Source organism: Lysobacter luteus, assembly GCF_907164845.1.
GTDB classification, from domain to species: domain Bacteria; phylum Pseudomonadota; class Gammaproteobacteria; order Xanthomonadales; family Xanthomonadaceae; genus Novilysobacter; species Novilysobacter luteus.
The window spans coordinates 1,893,571-1,911,937 of sequence record NZ_OU015430.1 but is presented as its reverse complement, the minus strand read 5'-3'; the positions used below and the strand labels follow the sequence as shown (position 1 = coordinate 1,911,937).

Here is an 18,367-nt window from a genome sequence, read left to right as displayed (position 1 = left end):
CGCGGCCCAAGGGCAACGCGCACAACCGGATGCGGACGTGGATGGCCGGGTTCTACGCCGGGTGCCACGCAAGCGCGACATTGCGCTCCTGCAACCATGCCTGCATCCGCGCCGACAGCACGCGGTCTCCTGCCGCCAGCAGTTCGCCATTGGGGGTCGACAGCAGCGGCATCCGGGGCCGTTCCCATGGCGGCACGCCGCGATCCTGCAGGACGTGCTTGAGCAGATGTGAGTGCGCGCGGCCGGGCAAGGTGATGCGTTCGCCGCCGCGGCGGACGTGGACGATGACGGGTGGATCGAAGGCGGCCCGCTCCGCGCCAGCCGACGGCGCAAGCGGGCACAGCTGCAACGTCCCGCCGCCGTGCAGGGGTAGCGGCGCAAGGCCGTCCCAACGTGCCTGCCAGTCCGGCGGCAGGCCGGGCTGCAGTCGGGCGGCATGCAGCAGGTCGCGCCATGCGTGGACCGCGGCGCCCGCCCATGCGTAGCGGGGCGTGGCATCGCTGCGGGCGGGCAGCAGTTCGGATTCGATCCGCGCGACGCCGCCGGCGGGCAGCGGCGGCAGGCCGAGGCCGGCGATCCAGCGGCGGAGTACGCGCGCGCGCCTTTCGGGTGGGAGGCGCACCAGCGCGGCACGTGACAGCAGTGCCGGTTGTCCCGGCAGCCCGCACGCCTGTAGTGCGTCGGTGTCACCCGCGTCCAGCAGGACGGCTGCCTCCCCACACAGGTCGGCCGAGCGGGCCATCGCCGCCGCGGCGTGGGGCCAGCGTGACGCCAGCAGCGGCATCACCCGGTGGCGCAGGAAGTTGCGGTCGAACGCCTCGTCGGTGTTGGAGGGATCCTCGATCCAGTCCAGCCCGTGCGCAGTCGCGTAGGACAGCAGGGATGCGCGTGGCAGCTGCAGCAGCGGGCGCCAGAGATGGCCGCGCCCGAAGTCGCGCCACGCCGGCATCGCCGCCAGGCCATCGGGGCCCGAGGCCCGCAATGCACGCAGCAGGAAGGTTTCGGCCTGGTCGTCGCGATGATGGGCCAAGGCCAGGACTTCGCCCGCGACCAGCCCTTCGGCAAAGGCGGCCCGCCGCGCCCGCCGCGCCGCGCCCTCGATGCCGAGTCCGTCCTCGCGCGACACCGTCACGCGGGAGACCGTCAGCGGTACGCCGAGCGCCGCGCAGGCGGCCTCGCACCGGCCGACCCATGCATCGGCGTGCGCGTGCAGGCCGTGGTGGACATGCCACGCGCGCAGCCCGCGGACACGCACCTCCGGCTCCGATGCGAGCCGATGCAGCAGGACCGTCGAATCGAGCCCACCGCTCAATGCGACGCAGACCTGCGCGTCGGGAAGAGCGGGAAGGGGCAGGGCGGTGCCCATGGCGGCGCGCCCGGGGTGTCTGGCCCGCCTACGGGCGCCAGTTGCGGCGGCGGCCGGCCGGCGCGTCGTCGGGATCGCGATCGGCCGCGTCGTCGCGGTGGTTCGCCACCGGCGGCGCCAGCATGCAGCTGGCGGCCACCAAAAGGCAGGCCGCCGACAACCCGGCAAAGCCCATCGCAACCAGCACGTTGACCGACAGCGCGAACCAGATGCCGACCCCGAACAGCAGGCCGACGATCGCCCAGTACTTCGCAGCGCGGCGGCCGAACATCATGCCGCCTCGTACGCGCCGTAGCCGCGCAGGCGCTCGTAACGGCGCTGCAGCAGGTCGGCGGTGGAAAGGGCCTCGAGCGTGTCGAGCTCGTTCATCAGCACGGTCTTCAGTCGGGTCGCGATCTGCCGCGGATTGCGGTGGGCGCCGCCGGTCGGCTCGCGCACGACCTTGTCGACCAGCCCCAGGCCGTGCAGGCGCGTGGCGGTCAGGCCGAGCTGCTCGGCCGCGTCCTTGGCCTTGCCGGCGTCCTTCCAGAGGATCGAGGCGCAGCCTTCGGGTGAGATCACCGAGTACGTGCTGTATTGCAGCATCACCGTGCAGTCGCCGACGCCGATCGCCAGCGCGCCGCCGGAGCCACCCTCGCCGATGACGGTGCAGATGATCGGCACCTTCAGCTCGGCCATCTCCAGCAGGTTGCGCGCGATCGCCTCGGACTGGCCGCGCTCCTCCGCGCCGATACCGGGGTAGGCGCCGGGGGTATCGATGAAGGTCAGGATCGGCAGGTCGAAGCGCTCGGCAAGCTTCATGAGGCGCAGCGCCTTGCGGTAGCCCTCCGGGCGCGGCATGCCGAAGTTGCGGCGGATCTTGCTCTTGGTGTCGCGGCCCTTCTCGTGGCCGATGATCACCACGCTGCGGCCGTCGATACGGCCCAGCCCGCCGACGATGGCGGCATCGTCGCTGTAGGCGCGGTCGCCGGCCAGTTCCTGGAACTCGTCGCACATCACCCGGATGTAGTCGTTGGTGTGCGGCCGGGCCGGGTGGCGCGCCAGCTGCGACACCTGCCAGGGCGAGAGGTCGCGGAAGATCTGCGCGGTCCGCTTGCGCAGCTTGTCCCGCAGCGCGTGGACTTCGGCATCGGCGTCCACCGCCGAGCCGTGGCTGGCGTGGCGCAACTCCTGGATCTTGGCTTCCAGGTCGGCGATGGGCTGTTCGAAGTCGAGGTAGTTCGGGTTCATGCGGTGCTTGTCTCGGGCAGGCGGGCTGCCGGTCAATCGGGACAGTCTAGCCGACCGCCCCGGGCCGTACCGAGCCGTCCGGCCGGCGCGCGGTGCCGTCCGCCACACGCCGCCGCGACCGCCGCCGGTGCATGCTCGTGGCTTCGCACTTGGAGGATCGACCTTGCCCCGCCTGTTCCAGCCCCTGACCCAGCGCGACATCACCTTCCGCAACCGCATCGCCGTCTCGCCGATGTGCCAGTACTCGGCCCGTGACGGGCTGCCCGACGACTGGCACCTGGTCCATCTGGGCAGCCGCGCGGTCGGGGGCGCCGCGACGGTCATCGCCGAGGCCACGGCGGTGTCGCCGGAAGGCCGCATCTCGCCGGCCGACACGGGACTGTGGAACGAGTCTCAAACCAGCGCCTGGACGCGCATCAACCGCTTCATCGCCGAGCAGGGCGCAGTACCGGCGGTGCAACTGGCGCATGCCGGACGCAAGGCCAGCACCGATGCGCCATGGCGCGGCGGCGGCATGGTCGGGCCCGAACTCGGCGGCTGGACGCCAGTGGCGCCCTCGGCGGTCGCCTTCGATGAACGCTCCGCGGTGCCCGAGGCGCTGGACGCGGCCGGGATCGAACAGGTCATCGAGGACTTCGCGGCCGCCACCCGCCGCGCGCTCGACGCCGGCTTCCAGATGCTCGAGATCCACGCCGCCCACGGCTACCTGTTGCACGAGTTCCTGTCGCCGTTGTCCAACCTCCGCACCGACCGCTACGGCGGTGGCTTCGACCAGCGCATCCGGCTGCTGCTGGAGGTCGTCGATGCGGTCCGGTCGGACTGGCCCGAGCGGCTGCCCCTGTGGCTGCGCATCTCCGCCACCGACTGGGTCGAGGGCGGCTGGGACATCGAGCAGAGCATCGCCTTGGCCGATCGCGTGCGCGAGCGCGGCGTCGACCTCATCGACGTGTCCAGTGGTGGCAGCGTGCCGAACGCGAAGATCCCGCTGCAGCCCGGCTACCAGGTGCCGTTCGCTTGCCGGATCCGGCGTGAGGCGGGCATCGCCACCGGCGCGGTGGGCCTGCTGACCGAGCCGGCCCAGGTCGAGCGGATCGTTGCGGACCAGGAGGCCGACATGGTGCTGCTGGCGCGCGAGTTGCTGCGCGACCCGTACTTCCCGCGGCGCGCGGCGCAAGCCCTCGGGGCCGACATCACGCCGCCGCCGCAGTACGGGCGCGCCTGGTAGGCCTCAGCGACGCGCCGGGCCGTCCGGTTGCATCGACGCCGGACAGCCGCCGCCGGTGGCGATCGGGTGGACCGTCTCGAGCAGGGTGACCAGGGTCTTGCCGGGCTCCTCCCACGGGACCATGTGCGCGGACCGCTCGAACCAGACCCCGGCCTTGCACGGGGCTTCGACCGCATCGATCCAAGCCGCGGTCGGCGCCGACGGGGTGGTGTAGTCGTGCCGTCCCATCAGCATCACCACCGGGATCGGGAACGTATCCACGCCGCTGAAATCCACCGCGAGGAACTCCGGCAGCACGCGCCACAGGGTGAAACCGTTGCCGTCGTCGATCGCGCGGACATCAGCGGCGCTGTAGTCCGGCGACAGCCAGGGGCCGCGGTGGTAATACGGCGACTCCGCGCGGTAGGCGGTCATCCCGCCGTAATGCTGCGGCCACTTGCGCGCGACGATGATGCGCTCGCGCGTGATCGGCTGGTCGCCGGGGTACGGGGCGATCGCCTCCATCTCCGAGACCGCCTCGGCGTTGCCCTCCTCGCGTGCGCGACGCAGCCCATAGTCGAAACTCAACTGCTCGTTGAGGCGGGTGTTGATGACCTGGCCGATGCCGACATAGGCGTGGAACAGGTCGGGGCGCCGCAGCGCGGCCCGGGTCGCGACGATGGTGCCCCAGCTGTGCCCGACCAGCACGAGCCTGTCCTTGCCCAGCCGCTCGCGGACGTGGTCGGCGATCTCGATCGCGTCATCGACATAGCTATCGATACGGATGGTGTCGGCGAGCGCTTCGGGGTCGTTCTCGCGGTAGGTCTTGCCGGCGCCGCGCTGGTCGTAGTGCACGACCGTGAAGTACTCCTCCAGCGGGCGCTGGAACTGCCATGCGGTCGGCATCGCAGGCGAGGCCGGTCCGCCGTGGACGAAAAGCAGCACGGGATTGTCGCGGTCGTGCCCGCGGATGTTGATCCACTGGTCGATGCCGCCGATGCGCGTCTTGTAGGTTTCCTGCACGCCGCCAGGGGTGTCGATGCGGGTGAGGTCCTGCACCACCTGGCGCATCTTTCCGCACAGCTCGCCGCAGTCGGGCGAGTAAGCGGACGTGGCCGGCGGCGGCGCCGCAAGGGCGTTGGACAAGCACAGGCTCAGGGCGGCCATCGCCACGGTCGGAAAACAGGCTTTGCGCATGGGGCCTCCTTGGGCCATCCGCGTCACGGCGCCGCGGTTCGAGCCCACGATAACCAGCGAAGGGGGCACCACGCGGGTGCCGGAAGGCAGTGCAACCTTCCGGGTCGCCGATGCATCGGCATGGCGTCAGGCCGGGCCGGCAGTGGCCCGGTCGGAAGGGTGGTTGACTCCGTCCTCGCAGCTCACCCCGGCGATCTTCAGCGGATTGATCCCATCCAGGCAGCCGACGTTGTAGCCGTACTGCTCCGGGTTGGAGCGGCGCTGGTGGTGGGTGTAGATGCCGCATGTCCCGCAGAAGTAATGGCGGGCGGTGTGCGTGTTGAACTGGTACAGGCGCAAGCGATCCGCGCCGCGGACCACGTGCAGCCCTGCCAAGGGTACGGAGGCCACGACCGCGCCCTTGCGCCGGCAGATCGAGCAATCGCACCGGCGCGGATCGACGATCCCGTCGGGCAGGTCCAGCGCCAGTTCCACCTCGCCGCAGTGGCAGGTGGCCCGGTGTCGCGCCAACACCGCCACGCCGTCGACCTCAAGAATGCCCCGCTCACGATGTCCCATCCGTCGACTCCTGCTGGTGTGGGTTGCCGAATATACGACCAGCCTGTCGCGCTCGGTGGCTCTCGGTGGCGAATGCGCTTCTGCATCGCACGGGAGAACGCAACGCTTGCGTGGTGAGGCTCAGGTCACTGCCGACGCCTGGTCGTGCCGGCCGCGGCGGAAGCGCCGCGCGAACCAGTCGCCGACGTCATGCAGCACCGTGTAGGCGGCTGGCACCACGATCAGGCTGAGCAGGGTGGAAGTGATCAGCCCGCCGATCACCGCCCAGGCCATCGGGGCGCGGAAGCTGGAGTCGCCCGACAGGCCGAGCGCCAGCGGCATCATGCCCGCGCCCATCGCCAGCGTGGTCATGATCACCGGCCGCGCGCGCTTGCGGCAGGCGTCCACCAGCGCGTCGTGCTGCGACAGGCCGTGTTCGTCCTCGGCCATCACCGCGTAATCGACCAGCAGGATCGAATTCTTGGTCGCCACGCCGATCAGCATCAGCAGGCCGATCAGCGCCGGCAGCGACAGCATGTTCTGGGTGATCAGCAGCGCGCCGAACGCGCCGCCGGCCGACAGCGGCACCGCGGTCAGGATGGTCAGCGGCTGCACCGGATGGTTGAACAGCAACAGCAACACCATGTAGATGCAGACGATGCCGGCGGCCATCGCCAGCGCGAAGCCGGTGAACAGCTCGACGAACACTTCGGCATCGCCGGTGTTGAGGAAGTCCACGCCGGCCGGCAGGTTCTGCACGCTGGGCAGTTGCTGCACCTCCTGCATCACCTCGCCGAGTGGACGGCCACTGAGCTCGGCGGTCAGGGTGACGTTGCGCTGGCGCTTGTAACGCGAGATCACCGACGGCCCGCTGCCCGACTCGATGGTCGCCACGGCCGACAGCGGCACCGGGCCCTGGTTGCCGCGCACCTGCAACTGGCCGATCAGCGCCGGGTCGCGCAGGTCCTCGCGGGCAAAGCCGACCCGGATCGGCACTTGCCGGTCGGGCAGGTTGAGCTTGGCCATGCGCTGGGTGTAGTCGCCGGCGGTTGCCACGCGCGCGGCCTCGGCGATTGCCGACGTCGCCACGCCCAGGTCGGCCGCGCGTGCCGGCTGCGGCACGATCCGGATTTCCGGTCGCAGCAGCGAGGCCGAGGAGGAAATGCTGCCGAGCCCTTCCAGCTGGCGCAGGTCGCGCTCGACCGCTGCCGCAGCCGCATGCAGCGCCTCGGGGTCGTCGCCGGCCAGCACCAGTTGCATCAGGCCGCCGGGCTCGGCGCTGACGAAGCTCACGCGCGTGCCGGGCAGGTCGGCCAGGCGCTGGCGGACTTCCTGTTCGAGTTCCTGCTGGGTGCGGTCGCGGTCATCGGCCGGGCCCCAGTCGACCACGAGCGTGGCCGCGCGCGGACTGCCACTGCCGGTCTTGGATGGGTCGCCCAGGTCCAGCGCGGCGCCGACCATGGTGAACACGCTGTGCAATTCCGGCATCGATGCCAGCTCCGCGCGCGCCTGCTCGGCCACGGCGATGGTCTCCTCCAGTGGCGTGCCTGGCGGCAGTTCCACGCTGAGGTTGCTGCGGCCCTGGTCGGCGATCGGGATGAAGGTGGTCGGGATCAGCGGCACCATCGCCAGCGACAGCACGAACAGGCCGAACGCGATCCACAGCGTGCGGCCGCGGTGGCGCAGCGCGGCATCGACCCAGCCCAGGTAGCGCTTCATGAGCCGTGATTCGCCGGGGTCGTCGGCATGCGGCTTGAGCAGGTAGGCCGCCATCATCGGCGTCAGCAGGCGCGCGACCAGCAGCGAGAACATCACCGCCGTCGCCGCGGTCCAGCCGAACTCGCGGAAGAACTTGCCGGCGATGCCGGGCATGAAGGCCACCGGCACGAACACCGCCGCCAGCGTGGCGGAGGTGGCGATGACCGCGGTGCCGATCTCGTCGGCGGCCTCGCGGGCGGCTTCGCGCGGCGTCTTGCCCATGCCCAGGTGGCGGACGATGTTCTCGATCTCCACGATCGCGTCGTCCACCAGGATGCCGACCACCACCGACAGCGCCAGCAGCGTGATCATGTTGAGCGAGAAACCCAGCAGGTGGATCACCGCGAACGTCGGGATGATCGACAGGGGCAGGGCCACCGCGCTGACCCAGGTGGCACGCCAGTCGCGCAGGAACAGCCACACCACCACCAGCGCCAGCAGTGCGCCTTCCCACAGCATCGTCATCGACGAGTCGTAGGAGCGCTCGGTCTCGTCGACCATGTTGCTGACCAGCTGGAACTCCACCCCGGGGTTGCGCTCGACCAGTCCGGCCAGGGTCGCCTTGACCTCCTCGGCCACGTCCAGCTCGTCGGCCCCTCGGCTGCGGGAGACCGAGAAGGCCACCACGGGTTCCCCGTCCAGCAGCGCGGCCTGGGTCGGGTCGGCGGCCGCGTCGGTGATCGTCGCGATCGATGACAGCCGCACCGCGCGGCCGTCTGCCAGGCTGATGGTGTAGTTGCGCAGGTCCTGCACGTCCTCGACCGTGCCGACCGTGCGGATCGTCTGTTGTTCGCCGCCGATCTCCGTCCGGCCGCCGGGCCGCTCCACCTGGATCAGCGCCAGTTGCTGCGACACCTCGGCCGCGGTGGCGCCGAAGGCGAGCAGCTTCTGGGGGTCCAGGTCGACCCGGATCTGCCGCTCGATGCCGCCAATGCGTTGCACCTGGGCGACGCCGTCCACGCCATACAGGGCGCGGGCGACCTCCCGGTCGACGAACCACGACAGCTGGTCGGGCGCCATCGCCGGCGCCGACACGGCGTAGGTCAGCAGCGCGCCGCCGATCTCGACCTTGCTGACCAGCGGCTCCTGGATGTCCTGCGGCAGGTCGGTGCGCACGCGCGTCACCGCATCCTTGGTCTCGTCGAGCGCCTCGTCGATGTCCACCTCGAGCTCGAACTCGATCATCGTGGTGCTGACGCCCTCGGTGACCGTCGACACCACCCGCTTGATGTCGGGAATGGTGGCGACCGAGTCCTCGACCCGGCGGGTGACTTCGGTCTCCAGCTGCGACGGCGACGCGCCGGGCTGCAGCACGGTCACCGTGGTCATCGGGAACGCGATGTCGGGGAAGCGCGCCACCGGCAGCTGCATGAAGCCCCAGATGCCGGCCACGCACAGCACGAAGAACACCATCACCGCCGGCAGCGGGCGGCCGATGGCCCAGGACGAGAGGGTGCCGCCGCCGCTCATGGGGTGCTGGCCGTGTCGCCGTCCGCGGTGTCAGCGGCCGCCGGCGCTGGCGCTGGTTTCTCTTCGACCACCCGCACCGGGTCGCCGTCGGCGAGGAAGCCGGCGCCGCGTGTCACCACCTGCGCGCCCGGCTCCAGCCCGCCGCGCACCTCGACGAAGCCGTGGTCGGTCGCGCCGCGCTCGATCCGTGCCATGCGCGCGACGCCGTCCTCGACCACGAACACCGACGGGAAGCCATCGCGCAGAACCACCGCGCTGACCGGCACCACCGGCACCGTCGCCAGCCCCGTGCTGATCCGACCTTCCAGGTAGGTGCCCGGCTGCAGGCCGGCCGGCTCGGGCAGGTCCGCAAACACGGTGCCGGTGCGACTGGCCGCGTCGACGCCGGGCGATACCGCACGCACCGTGCCGACCACCGCGCCGCCATCGCGGTCGCGCAGTTCGACCCGGTCACCGGGGTTGACGTCGCCCAGGTCCTCGGCGGGAAGCTCGGCGCGCCATTCCAGCTCGCCATCCTTGATCAGCCGCAGCAACTCGCTGCCCGCCGCGACCACCTGGCCGGGCTGCACCAGCCGGGCGGAGATGATGCCGTCGGCGGGGGCGCGCAACGTCGCGAAATCGCGCCGCAGTTGTGAGGCGTCGCGCGCCGCGCGCGCGGTGCCGACACGAGCCTCGGCCTGGGTGCGCGCCGCCCGCAATTCGTCCAGCGCCGACGCGCTGATGTATTGCCCGCTGGCCAGTTGCTCGCCGCGCGCCAGGTTGGACCGCGCCAACGACGCCCCGGCCTCGGCCTCGCGCAGCGCCGCCTGCGCCTGCGCCAGGTCGGACTCCAGCGTGCGGGCGTCCAGCGTCAGCAGCACGTCGCCGCGGTCGACCTCCTCGCCTTCGTCGACGTTGACCGAGGTGACCCGCAGTCCGCTCAGTTCGACGCCCAGCTGCATCTCCTCGACCGGCGTGACCGGCCCCGACGCGGTGACGCCGCTGGCCAGCTCGCGTCGCACCACCGGCGCGGTGGTGACCGCCATGCCGGCGGTGGCGTTGGCGCCCGCGTCCTCCGCGTTGTCATCGCCTCCACAGCCGGCCAGCGCCAGGCAGAGGGAGGCCAGGGGCAGCCACATGCGAAACGACACGGACATCGGGAACTCCGGCGGCAGGGACGCGGCAGTGTACTCAGGGGTTCATTAATTCGCTTTCACCCCGACGACTGCTCCGCGGTGACCCTTTGCGAACTCAGCCGGGCAGGCCGTCGCGCTCCACCCGCACGTCCCCCGGCGGGATCGCCTGCTCCAGCCTGGCCAGCGTGGCGGATGTCTGGGCGCGGGAGTCGAGCGGGAACTTGCCGTCGTCGATGTCCCAGAAAAGAGTGTCGAACGCAGCCTGGGCCGAAGTGATTTCCGGGTGCACGGGCGGCACCCCTGGAGCGTTCTCGTGGGCGTGGCCGGGTGAAGAGACGACGACGGCGAAAAGCAGTGCACACAACGCCTGCCCGAGGCGGGGGCGCATCGGCGGGAACAGGCTTGCGGCGGCGGTGCGGGCGTCGATGGCCGGTTTAACGGCCGACCCGCCGGAACCCTTAACCATTCATAGCAGCTGCGGGTTCAACTGCCAGGTCGCGTAGTTGAGAAACCCCGCAAACGTCACCCAGGCCCAGTAGGGCAGCATCAGCGCACCGGCAAGCGGCCTGATGCGCCAGAACGCGATCACCGTCGCGCCGATCAGCAGCCACAACACCACCAGTTCGGCCAGCGCCGCGCCGCCCATGCGCCAGCTGAAGAACAGCCAGCTCCAGAGCGCGTTGGCGACCAGTTGCACCAGGTAGAGCGTCAGTGCCGTGCGTGCGGCGGCAAAGCTGCCGGCCCGGCGCCACACCAGCCATGCCGCGATGCCCATCAGCACATACAGCACCGTCCAGACCGGCCCGAACACGTCGCCGGGAGGCGCCCAGTCGGGGCGGACCAGTTGCTGGTAGAAGGAGCCGGCCCGGGTGGACGCGATGCTGCCGACGCCGGCCGCGACGAAGGTCACCAGCATCCAGACGGCGAAGCCCTTCAGGGCGTGGGACTTGTCGGTACGTGCCATGGGGGCGTTGTCCTCGCGAGTGGAAGGACAGGGTGTCGCGACCGCACGTAACGGGGTGTCATGGCCGTGGCGCGGGTCGCCCTTCGAGTCCGCGCCGGAGCGCGCCCAGCGTGGCCGGGTCGGTCACTGCCCGCACCCGGTCGATCGCCAGTGCCTCGGCGAGGTAGCGCGCGTTGGCGCCACCGACCCAGACCGGTACCCCTGGCGCCAATGCCGCCTCGAGCGCACGCAACCCTTCCAGTGCAGGGCGCGCCTGGCCGGGATCGACCGAGCTGATCGCCACCGCAGCCGCCCCGAGCCGGTTGGCCACGCGCGCCAGTTCTTCCGGTGGCAAGCCGGTGCCCAGGTACAACACCGGCATGCCCGCCTCATAACCGTGCAGCGCCGCGCCCAGCAGGCCCAGTTCGTGCGGCTCGCCCGGCAGGGTGGCGAACAGCACCCGCGGCTTGTTCTCGCGCGGGTGCTGGTTGAGGATCGACAGCAGACGCGCGCGCAACAGGCTGCTGACCAGACGCTCCTGGGCGATGGCCAGGCGGCCGTCGGCCCAGCGCACGCCCACCTCGCGTAGCAGTGGCGCGACGACCCGCGCCACCAGTACCGAGATTGGCAGGGTGGTGATCGCCACCGACAGGTCGCGATCGAACGTGTCCACCCGGTAGTCGGCGATCGCATCGAGCATGCGTGCGGGCAGCGACTCCAGGTCGCCGTAGCCCGTTTGTCGGCGCTCCTCGAGCAGGGCTTCGAGCGCATGGTCGTCCAGCGCGGCGAGGTCGCGGATCGGGTGGCCGCGGTCGGTCAGCCGGTGCAGGTGGCCCAGCCGTTCGACCATGGCGGCGTCGTAAAGCCGCCGTCCCTGCGCGTCGCGATGCGGGACCACGGCGGCGTGGCGCCGCTCCCACGCGCGAAGGGTCGCTGGCGTGAGCCCACTGAGTTCGGCGGCAGCCTTGACGGGGAACATGGTCGGCACTGTACAACAAACGTACATGCGAAAGTTGTACATCCAGATAACACGCCCCGGGCGAGACTGGCGCCGTTCCCACCAACCCGGTCCGCTCCCATGAACACCCGCAACCGCTCCATCGCTCCTTTCACCGTCCGCCTGCTGGCCACCGCGCTGGCCCTCGGACTCGCCGCGCCGGTCGCCCTGGCCGGCCACCACGAAGGCGACGCCGCCAAGCCGTCGCAGGCCAAGGCCGACATCGTCGACACGGCCGTTGCCGCCGGCCAGTTCAATACGCTCGCCGCGGCCCTGACCGCCGCCGGCCTGGTCGACACGCTCAAGGGCAAGGGCCCGTTCACCGTGTTCGCCCCGACCGACGAGGCGTTCGCCGCGCTGCCGGCCGGCACCGTCGAGGACCTGCTCAAGCCCGAGAACAAGGACAAGCTGGTCGCGATCCTGACCTACCACGTGGTGCCGGGCCGCTACCCCGCCAGTCGCGTTGGTGGGCTCGACGAGGCCACCACCGTCAACGGCGATACGGTCGACATCGTCGCCGCCAACGGTGCGGTGATGATCGACGGCGCCAACGTGGTGATGGCCGACGTCACCGCCACTAACGGCGTGATCCACGTGATCGACACGGTCCTCATGCCGGGCAGCTGACGCCCGACCCCCGCGCGCGGACCGGCCGACCCTCCGATACCCATCACGGCCGGTCCTCGCCGCGCAGCCCGCCGCGCTCCTCGGCGGGCTGCGCACCTTTCATTCGCCCCTTACCGCCTTTCAACGCACCCACAACCACACTCGCGGAGACATTCCATGAAAACCCTCAACATCGTGACGCTCGTGCTCGTCATCGTCGGCGGCATCAACTGGGGCCTGGTCGGCATCGCCCAGTTCGACCTGGTGGCCGCGATCTTCGGCGGCCAGGACGCCATGCTGGCGCGCCTGGTCTACGTGCTCGTGGGCCTGTCGGCGCTGTGGCAGATCCTGCCGCTGGTCAGCCCCGGCATGGCCGGCGAACCGCGCCCGGCACCGCGCCGGTAATCCCGGCCGGTACCCGAGCAACCCGAGGATCCGATGACCCCGGCCATCGTCTGGTTCCGCAACGACCTGCGCCTGCGCGACCACCCGGCGCTGCAGGCCGCGTTGAAAGCGGGGCTGGCACCGCTCCCGGTGTACATCCACGCCCCGCACGAGGAGGGCGACTGGGCACCGGGCGCAGCGTCGAACGCGTGGCGCCACCGCGCGCTGGTCGCGCTCGATGCCGACCTGCGCCGACGCGGGTCCCGCCTGCACGTGTTCGCCGGCGACAGCCTCGCGACGTTGCAGGCGGTGGCTGCCGCGACGGGTGCGACAGCGGTCTTCTGGCACCGCCGCCACGAGCCGGCGGTCGAGGAGCGCGACAGCCGCATCCGTCGCACGTTGCACCGCCAGGGCCTCCGTGCGGAGGCCCACAACGGCCACCTGCTGTTCGAGCCGTGGCAGCTGGCGACGCGGAATGGCGATCCGTTCCGTGTGTTCACGCCGTTCTGGAAGGCGGCACTGGCGGCGTGGAACCCGCCGCGCGTGCAGCCCGCGCCTACCGCGTTGCCGACATTCGGCGCCGTGCCCGGCGAGGTGCCGTTGGATGCGCTCGGCTTGCCGCCACGCCGGGGCTGGGACGCCCGCTTCTGGGACCCGCGGTTCCTGGATCGCTGGACGCCGGGGGAGCAGGGCGCTGTCGCGGCGCTCGGGCGTTTCACGCAGGAACGCGTCCACGGTTACGACAAGGGGCGGGACGTGCCCGCGCGTTCGCTGACCTCACGGTTGTCGCCGCACCTGCATTTCGGCGAGATCGCCCCGTGGCGGGTCATTGACGCACTGGTCGGCAACACCGCGCCGGAGCAGCGCGCCGCCTACGTGCGTGAACTGGGCTGGCGCGAGTTCGCCCACCACGTGTTGCACCACTTTCCGCATACCACCGACACCAACTTCAACCGGCGCTTCGACGACTTCGAATGGGCCGAGCCCGCACCGGCGACACTGGATGCGTGGCAGCAGGGCCGCACGGGTGTGCCGATCGTGGATGCGGGCATGCGAGAACTCTGGGCCACCGGCTGGATGCACAACCGCGTGCGCATGGTGGTCGCCAGCTACCTCACCAAGCACCTGCGCATCCACTGGCGGGACGGCGCGCGCTGGTTCTGGGACACCCTGGTCGATGCCGACCTGGCCAACAACACGCTCGGCTGGCAGTGGGTCGCCGGCACGGGTGTCGACGCCGCGCCGTACTTCCGCGTGTTCAACCCGGTGCTGCAGGCGCGCCGCTTCGACCCTGACGGCACGTATATCGCGCACTGGGTTCCCGAGTTGCGCGGGCTCCCCGCCGCGGCCCGCCACGCTCCGTGGGAGGCCGGCGCCGCCGACGAGGCGGCCAGGTCAGGCTATCCGCGACGCCCGCTGGTGGGCATGGCCGAGGGCCGGCGAGACGCGCTCGCCGCGCTGTCGCGGATGAAGGCCTGACGTGCCGCTTCGGCGCCCGCGGTTACTCCGCCGCCTCGGGTGCCGACAGGCTGTTGCTGTACATCCCCGACCGGTCGAAGCAGCAGGCCCGGCGCTGGCCGCCGGCGAGCTTGTCGCAGGCGACCTCGATGCGCCGCACGCGGGTCTCCTCGCGCTTGCCTGACGTGATCCAGTGGATCCAGTCGCGTCGCGCCACCGGGGTGATGTCATCCCATACCGCCTCGGCATCCGGCGCGGCGGAGAGCGCCTTGCGCAGGTCGGCAGGCACTTCGGGCTCGGGCTCGGTCTCGGCCGGGCGGATCTCCAGCGTGACCTGGTCACCGGGCTGGGCGCCGGCCTCGTCGCGCAATGCCCTGGGTACCTTGAGCCAGTGACTGCCCTGGCCATCGGGCTCCAGCGTGGCGGCGAACGCCTGTCCGTTGAGGGTGCCCTCCACGCTGGTCATCGAGCGCGTGGGCAGCTTGCCGCTGGCGGCCTTGGGCAGCACCAGGAACGACCACGTGCCGCCCTTCTCGGGCTTGGCCGGGCGTAGCAGCGTGGCCTTGAAACGGATGTTCGAAGGGGGCTTCGTCATGGCGTCCTTGGCTCGTGTCCGTTGTGGCGACAGCCTAGCGCGCCGGTCCCGTCGCGCAAGCGCGATCGAGCCGCCTTCCGGCGTGCGTTCCCGGGCACTGCAGAAGCGCAGGCCGATTTAACAAGTTCTTCACGTGTATGATCCCGGCGCCCCGGCATGTCGCCGCGGCCTTTTGTGAAAAGGAAACACAGCAGTGAAGAAGAATCTGATCGTGGCCGTCGGCCTGGTCCTGGCCGGTCTTTCGGCCCCGGTGTTTGCGCAGGGCAATGGCTTCATCCGTGGCGAAGTGGGCCGTAGCGACGTGGACTTCAGCGTCGACGGCGGCAGCGCCAGCGACGACGACACCAGCTGGGGCGTCCGCGGTGGCTACTGGTTCAACCCCAACTTCGCGGTCGAGGGTTTCTACACCCACGCCTACAAGACCTCGTTCAACGACGGCTTCGACAACTACACGCTGCGTCTGCACGGCGCGGGCGTGGGCGTGGTCGGCAAGAAGAACTTCGGCGGCGCCCATCAGGGCTTCTTCGTCGGCGGTCGCGTCGGCATCTCGCGCGGCGTTGCCACGTTCGACGTCGACGGCGACGTCGAGGAAGCCGAGGCGAGCTCCGCCAAGCCGTACTTCGGCGTCAATGCCGGTTACGACTTCAGTGAGCGCTTCGGCCTGAGCCTGAACTACGACCGCCTGCAGGCGGACGGCGACGGGCTGGAAGTGGACGTCGACCTGCTGACGCTGGGTGCCGAACTCCGCTTCTGAGCGGGTCGCAACCCGGCAGCACCAAAAAGGGCCGCCCCGATGGGTGGCCCTTTTTCTTTGGGCTGCTGGTGGCGCGTTGGGCGCTTCAGAACAGCGCTTCGCCCGGGATCTTCGCGGCCTGCCTGATCCAGTCCTTCATCTGCTTCCCGTCCAACCCCTCGTCCTCGGTGATGTGCACGTAGCGCACGTGTTCGTGCTTGGACTTCTCCGGCGGCTCGGGCTTGAGGGCGCTGCCGCGGTGGAAGGTGACCTTGATGTACTTCGTGAAGCAGTGGTAGCTGAGGAACCAGCCCTTGCCCTCCACACCGTAGAAGGGCGAGTTCCAGCGCACCGCCTTGCGCACCTTCGGCACGGTGCGCTCGATCAGCGCGTCGAGTTCGCGGCCGATGTCATGCTTCCAGCCGGGCATCGCGTCGATGTATGCCTGCACCGGCTCGTCGCCGTCACCCTTGGGGATCTGCGGGTTACCGCCGGACAGCAGTTTGGGCTTGTCGTCGGATGGCTTCGTCATCGCGGGGGTCCTCGGTCGACTTGGCGTCATGGTCCGCGGCGGGTGTTAGCGCGGCATGCAGGCGGGCGTCTCTCCGGGTGGCGTCATTGGCAATACCCCTGGACGTCTGACATCGCCGACGCCGAGCTGCCTCGCTGCCCGATCACGCTGAAGGTGCCGTCGGTCTCCAGCACCACCGCCTCGATGTCTTCAAGCGCCGTGCTGCCATGGGCGCGGACGGCGGCGCGCACTTCGCTTTCGGACACGCGCTCGGCGCGCAGCGCGTCGTGCCGCAACTGCCCCCTCAGCGACAGCAGCCGCGGCTCCGCCTTCACCCACCGCTGGAACACCCCGTAGCGGACCGACAACCGGGTGATGACCCATTGCAGCCCCACCAGCAGTGCGAACGCGACCACGCCCTGGGCCAGGCTGGTGTCCTTGGACAGCAACGCGGTGGCCAGGGTGGAGCCGAACGCCACCGTCACCACCAGGTCGAACGCGTTCCACTTGGACAGCGTGCGCTTGCCCGCCAGGCGCAACAGGGCCACCAGCGCCAGGTAGGCGAGGGTACCCACCACGACCGTGCGCACCAGCACCGTGCCGCTGTCGAAGAACATCGTGCCGTCCATACGCTCGCCATCTCCGGATAAGGGGTGTTGCCGCACCCTAGTCCAGCACGCCGCCCGGGGGCCAGCGACACCGTGGTGCGGAAGGCGCGAGCGGCCGGATTGCCCGAACCTTCAGCGACCTATCGCCCCCACCAGCCAGTGGCCAAGCCAAGCGAGCACAAGCAACCACACGACAACGATCACCCCAGCCGCCCATTTGCTGGTGGGGCGGTCCGCCGCGCGCCCGGCTTGCTGGCGCGCGGACGCCAACACGTCGTCCGGCAACAACCGGATGACCAGCGCCAGCCCCAGCGGGACGAGCACGATGTCATCGAGATAGCCGAGGACGGGAATGAAGTCCGGGATGAGGTCAATGGGACTCAGCGCATACGCGGCAACCAGCAGCGCCAACACGCGCGCCACTATCGGCGTTCGCGGGTCCCGCGCGGCGTAATACGCGACCAGCGTGAACTGCTTCAGTTCCCTGGCGCGCGCCTTAAGTGATCGGAGGAATTGCATGCTTACCCCAGCAGCCCGCGCGAACGCGTCACATGCAGGCGGGTGCCGAGATCGGCTTGTCGCAGGTCAGGAATACAACTGGCACGAGCGGCCGGACGAAGCAAGGTTGGGCGTTAGAAGGCTGACGTCCGCTGGACAATTGCTTTGCTGCCGTCTATGCCGACCCTAAAGGAATATTGCTGTGACGGTTCGACTCGCACCGGTGTTTCAACGAACTGCTCCAGCCCAAAATTTGGGTTGGACTTCACGCCGAGTAAGTATTCACCTGGTGCAAGAAAAAGCTCTAGTCGCTCCCCTGGACGAAAGCCAGCGATTTCCTCGCCATCAAGGAACAAGTGAATCGTTACGCCCACTCCAAACAACCCCGAGTCCCGTACGAAGGTAAGCCGGGAAGCTGTGGCGTGCTGCGGAGCCAAATAGCTGCTGCTAAAGACTCGCTCGCGCGGAACATCATTGGCCGAAGTCGGCGGGACCGCACGTGTTGCGCAGCCTACAGTCAGAAGAAGAACTGCGAACACGGTGAAAGATAGAGAAGGAGTCATAGGTTTCCTGAGATTTAGGAATAGTTGCTCTGTGCGGCCTGACCCCAGAGGCGAGTCGGCCCGAGTTCCAACTATTGGATTGAATTAGCTGCTTATCGGGCGTGACAAGTTGGTTCCTTCTGAAGCATATTGTTAGGGCGCAACCGGTCGGACACGAAACGTAACCGACATTGCGCCACCAACACCGAACCCGAGAAACTTTCCGTCCGCGTTGAAGCTGGCTGCCAGCTCAATTTCTGTGATCTCGTAACTGTCTCGGGTCGCTTCAACTAGCTCTTCGAGAACACCTGATATCCTTGCGCGTGCGCTCGCAATTCCCTTTTCGAGTTTGGATGCCGGCACAACACTGTCCGGTGGCTTGAGTAAGGTGCGCTCCGGAACGACCAGGCCGCTCGACACTCGCTTATGGCCCGGAGGGACAACCACGACCTTTGCGCGACTCATGCTCGCGGTCTTTCGGGGTGCCGACCTGCGGGGCGTTCCCTTAGAGGTGGCACTCTTTGCAGTAGCCTTCTTCGCCGCTGATTTGTCGACGCTTATTTTCAAACCCATTGAACTCCCCTCCGGGCCTAATACCTAGCCTCGCCCGTTGCG

The 18,367-nt window shown here is 69.6% G+C and carries 19 protein-coding genes; 5 read left to right on the top strand and 14 right to left on the bottom strand.

Annotated elements, in window-relative coordinates:
- Positions 1 to 52 precede the first annotated feature (52 nt).
- From tilS to KOD61_RS08875, 3 genes are read right to left on the bottom strand one after another with little or no spacing between them, the layout of a single operon-like run.
- On the bottom strand, positions 53 to 1,366 hold the full coding sequence (gene tilS / locus KOD61_RS08885; RefSeq protein WP_215218353.1) for a tRNA lysidine(34) synthetase TilS: 1,314 nt from the start codon (positions 1,364 to 1,366) through the stop codon (positions 53 to 55).
- A gap of 28 nt (positions 1,367 to 1,394) precedes the next feature.
- Positions 1,395 to 1,640, bottom strand: coding sequence for a hypothetical protein (locus KOD61_RS08880; RefSeq protein ID WP_215218352.1), 246 nt, complete (start codon positions 1,638 to 1,640; stop codon positions 1,395 to 1,397).
- Positions 1,637 to 2,596 carry an acetyl-CoA carboxylase carboxyltransferase subunit alpha gene (locus tag KOD61_RS08875; RefSeq protein WP_215218351.1) on the bottom strand — a complete coding sequence of 320 codons (960 nt, stop codon included), beginning with the start codon at positions 2,594 to 2,596 and terminating at the stop codon, positions 1,637 to 1,639. Before KOD61_RS08875 ends, KOD61_RS08880 begins: the two co-directional genes overlap by 4 nt.
- 163 nt (positions 2,597 to 2,759) lie before the next feature.
- On the opposite strand from KOD61_RS08875, the gene KOD61_RS08870 reads away from it, so the two are divergent.
- A complete protein-coding gene (locus KOD61_RS08870) occupies positions 2,760 to 3,821 on the top strand; it encodes an NADH:flavin oxidoreductase/NADH oxidase (protein ID WP_251370560.1) in 1,062 nt (353 codons plus the stop codon).
- Positions 3,822 to 3,824: 3 nt separating this feature from the next.
- Here the strand turns inward: KOD61_RS08870 and KOD61_RS08865 are convergent, their stop codons facing one another.
- The 7 genes from KOD61_RS08865 to KOD61_RS08835 all read right to left on the bottom strand — a co-directional run bounded on the left by KOD61_RS08865 (position 3,825) and on the right by KOD61_RS08835 (position 11,799).
- The gene (locus KOD61_RS08865) at positions 3,825 to 4,997 is read right to left on the bottom strand and encodes an alpha/beta hydrolase (protein WP_251370559.1); all 1,173 of its coding nucleotides are present in this window, start codon (positions 4,995 to 4,997) and stop codon (positions 3,825 to 3,827) included.
- Positions 4,998 to 5,123: 126 nt separating this feature from the next.
- A complete protein-coding gene (locus KOD61_RS08860) occupies positions 5,124 to 5,555 on the bottom strand; it encodes a GFA family protein (protein WP_215218349.1) in 432 nt (143 codons plus the stop codon).
- A 120-nt stretch (positions 5,556 to 5,675) separates the two neighbouring features.
- Positions 5,676 to 8,762, bottom strand: coding sequence for an efflux RND transporter permease subunit (locus tag KOD61_RS08855; protein WP_215218348.1), 3,087 nt, complete (start codon positions 8,760 to 8,762; stop codon positions 5,676 to 5,678).
- Positions 8,759 to 9,898, bottom strand: a complete 1,140-nt coding sequence (locus KOD61_RS08850; RefSeq protein ID WP_215218347.1) for an efflux RND transporter periplasmic adaptor subunit — start codon at positions 9,896 to 9,898, stop codon at positions 8,759 to 8,761. Before KOD61_RS08850 ends, KOD61_RS08855 begins: the two co-directional genes overlap by 4 nt.
- A gap of 94 nt (positions 9,899 to 9,992) precedes the next feature.
- Complete coding sequence (locus KOD61_RS08845; RefSeq protein ID WP_215218346.1) at positions 9,993 to 10,343, bottom strand: hypothetical protein; 351 nt, start codon at positions 10,341 to 10,343, stop codon at positions 9,993 to 9,995.
- Positions 10,344 to 10,841, bottom strand: coding sequence for a TspO/MBR family protein (locus KOD61_RS08840; RefSeq protein ID WP_215218345.1), 498 nt, complete (start codon positions 10,839 to 10,841; stop codon positions 10,344 to 10,346).
- Positions 10,842 to 10,899: 58 nt separating this feature from the next.
- Complete coding sequence (locus KOD61_RS08835; protein WP_215218344.1) at positions 10,900 to 11,799, bottom strand: MerR family transcriptional regulator; 900 nt, start codon at positions 11,797 to 11,799, stop codon at positions 10,900 to 10,902.
- 99 nt (positions 11,800 to 11,898) lie between these two features.
- Here KOD61_RS08835 and KOD61_RS08830 point away from each other — a divergent pair, with 99 nt between their 5' ends.
- The 3 genes from KOD61_RS08830 to KOD61_RS08820 all read left to right on the top strand — a co-directional run bounded on the left by KOD61_RS08830 (position 11,899) and on the right by KOD61_RS08820 (position 14,286).
- A complete protein-coding gene (locus KOD61_RS08830; protein ID WP_215218343.1) occupies positions 11,899 to 12,444 on the top strand; it encodes a fasciclin domain-containing protein in 546 nt (181 codons plus the stop codon).
- Between the two features lie 156 nt (positions 12,445 to 12,600).
- Entirely contained in the window at positions 12,601 to 12,828 is a 228-nt protein-coding gene (locus KOD61_RS08825) for a DUF378 domain-containing protein (RefSeq protein ID WP_215218342.1), read from the top strand.
- 33 nt (positions 12,829 to 12,861) lie between these two features.
- Positions 12,862 to 14,286, top strand: a complete 1,425-nt coding sequence (locus KOD61_RS08820; RefSeq protein WP_215218341.1) for a cryptochrome/photolyase family protein — start codon at positions 12,862 to 12,864, stop codon at positions 14,284 to 14,286.
- Positions 14,287 to 14,308: 22 nt separating this feature from the next.
- Here KOD61_RS08820 and KOD61_RS08815 read toward each other — a convergent pair whose 3' ends face one another.
- Positions 14,309 to 14,860: a YdeI/OmpD-associated family protein gene (locus tag KOD61_RS08815; RefSeq protein ID WP_215218340.1), complete on the bottom strand. Its 552-nt coding sequence runs from the start codon at positions 14,858 to 14,860 to the stop codon at positions 14,309 to 14,311.
- Positions 14,861 to 15,053: 193 nt separating this feature from the next.
- On the opposite strand from KOD61_RS08815, the gene KOD61_RS08810 reads away from it, so the two are divergent.
- Entirely contained in the window at positions 15,054 to 15,614 is a 561-nt protein-coding gene (locus KOD61_RS08810) for an outer membrane beta-barrel protein (protein WP_215218339.1), read from the top strand.
- Positions 15,615 to 15,699: 85 nt separating this feature from the next.
- Here KOD61_RS08810 and KOD61_RS08805 read toward each other — a convergent pair whose 3' ends face one another.
- The 3 genes from KOD61_RS08805 to KOD61_RS08795 form a co-directional block, all read right to left on the bottom strand.
- A complete protein-coding gene (locus KOD61_RS08805) occupies positions 15,700 to 16,125 on the bottom strand; it encodes a DUF1801 domain-containing protein (RefSeq protein ID WP_215218338.1) in 426 nt (141 codons plus the stop codon).
- A gap of 83 nt (positions 16,126 to 16,208) precedes the next feature.
- Positions 16,209 to 16,733, bottom strand: coding sequence for a DUF421 domain-containing protein (locus KOD61_RS08800; protein ID WP_215218337.1), 525 nt, complete (start codon positions 16,731 to 16,733; stop codon positions 16,209 to 16,211).
- A gap of 111 nt (positions 16,734 to 16,844) precedes the next feature.
- The gene (locus KOD61_RS08795; protein ID WP_215218336.1) at positions 16,845 to 17,231 is read right to left on the bottom strand and encodes a YkvA family protein; all 387 of its coding nucleotides are present in this window, start codon (positions 17,229 to 17,231) and stop codon (positions 16,845 to 16,847) included.
- Positions 17,232 to 18,367 lie beyond the last annotated feature (1,136 nt).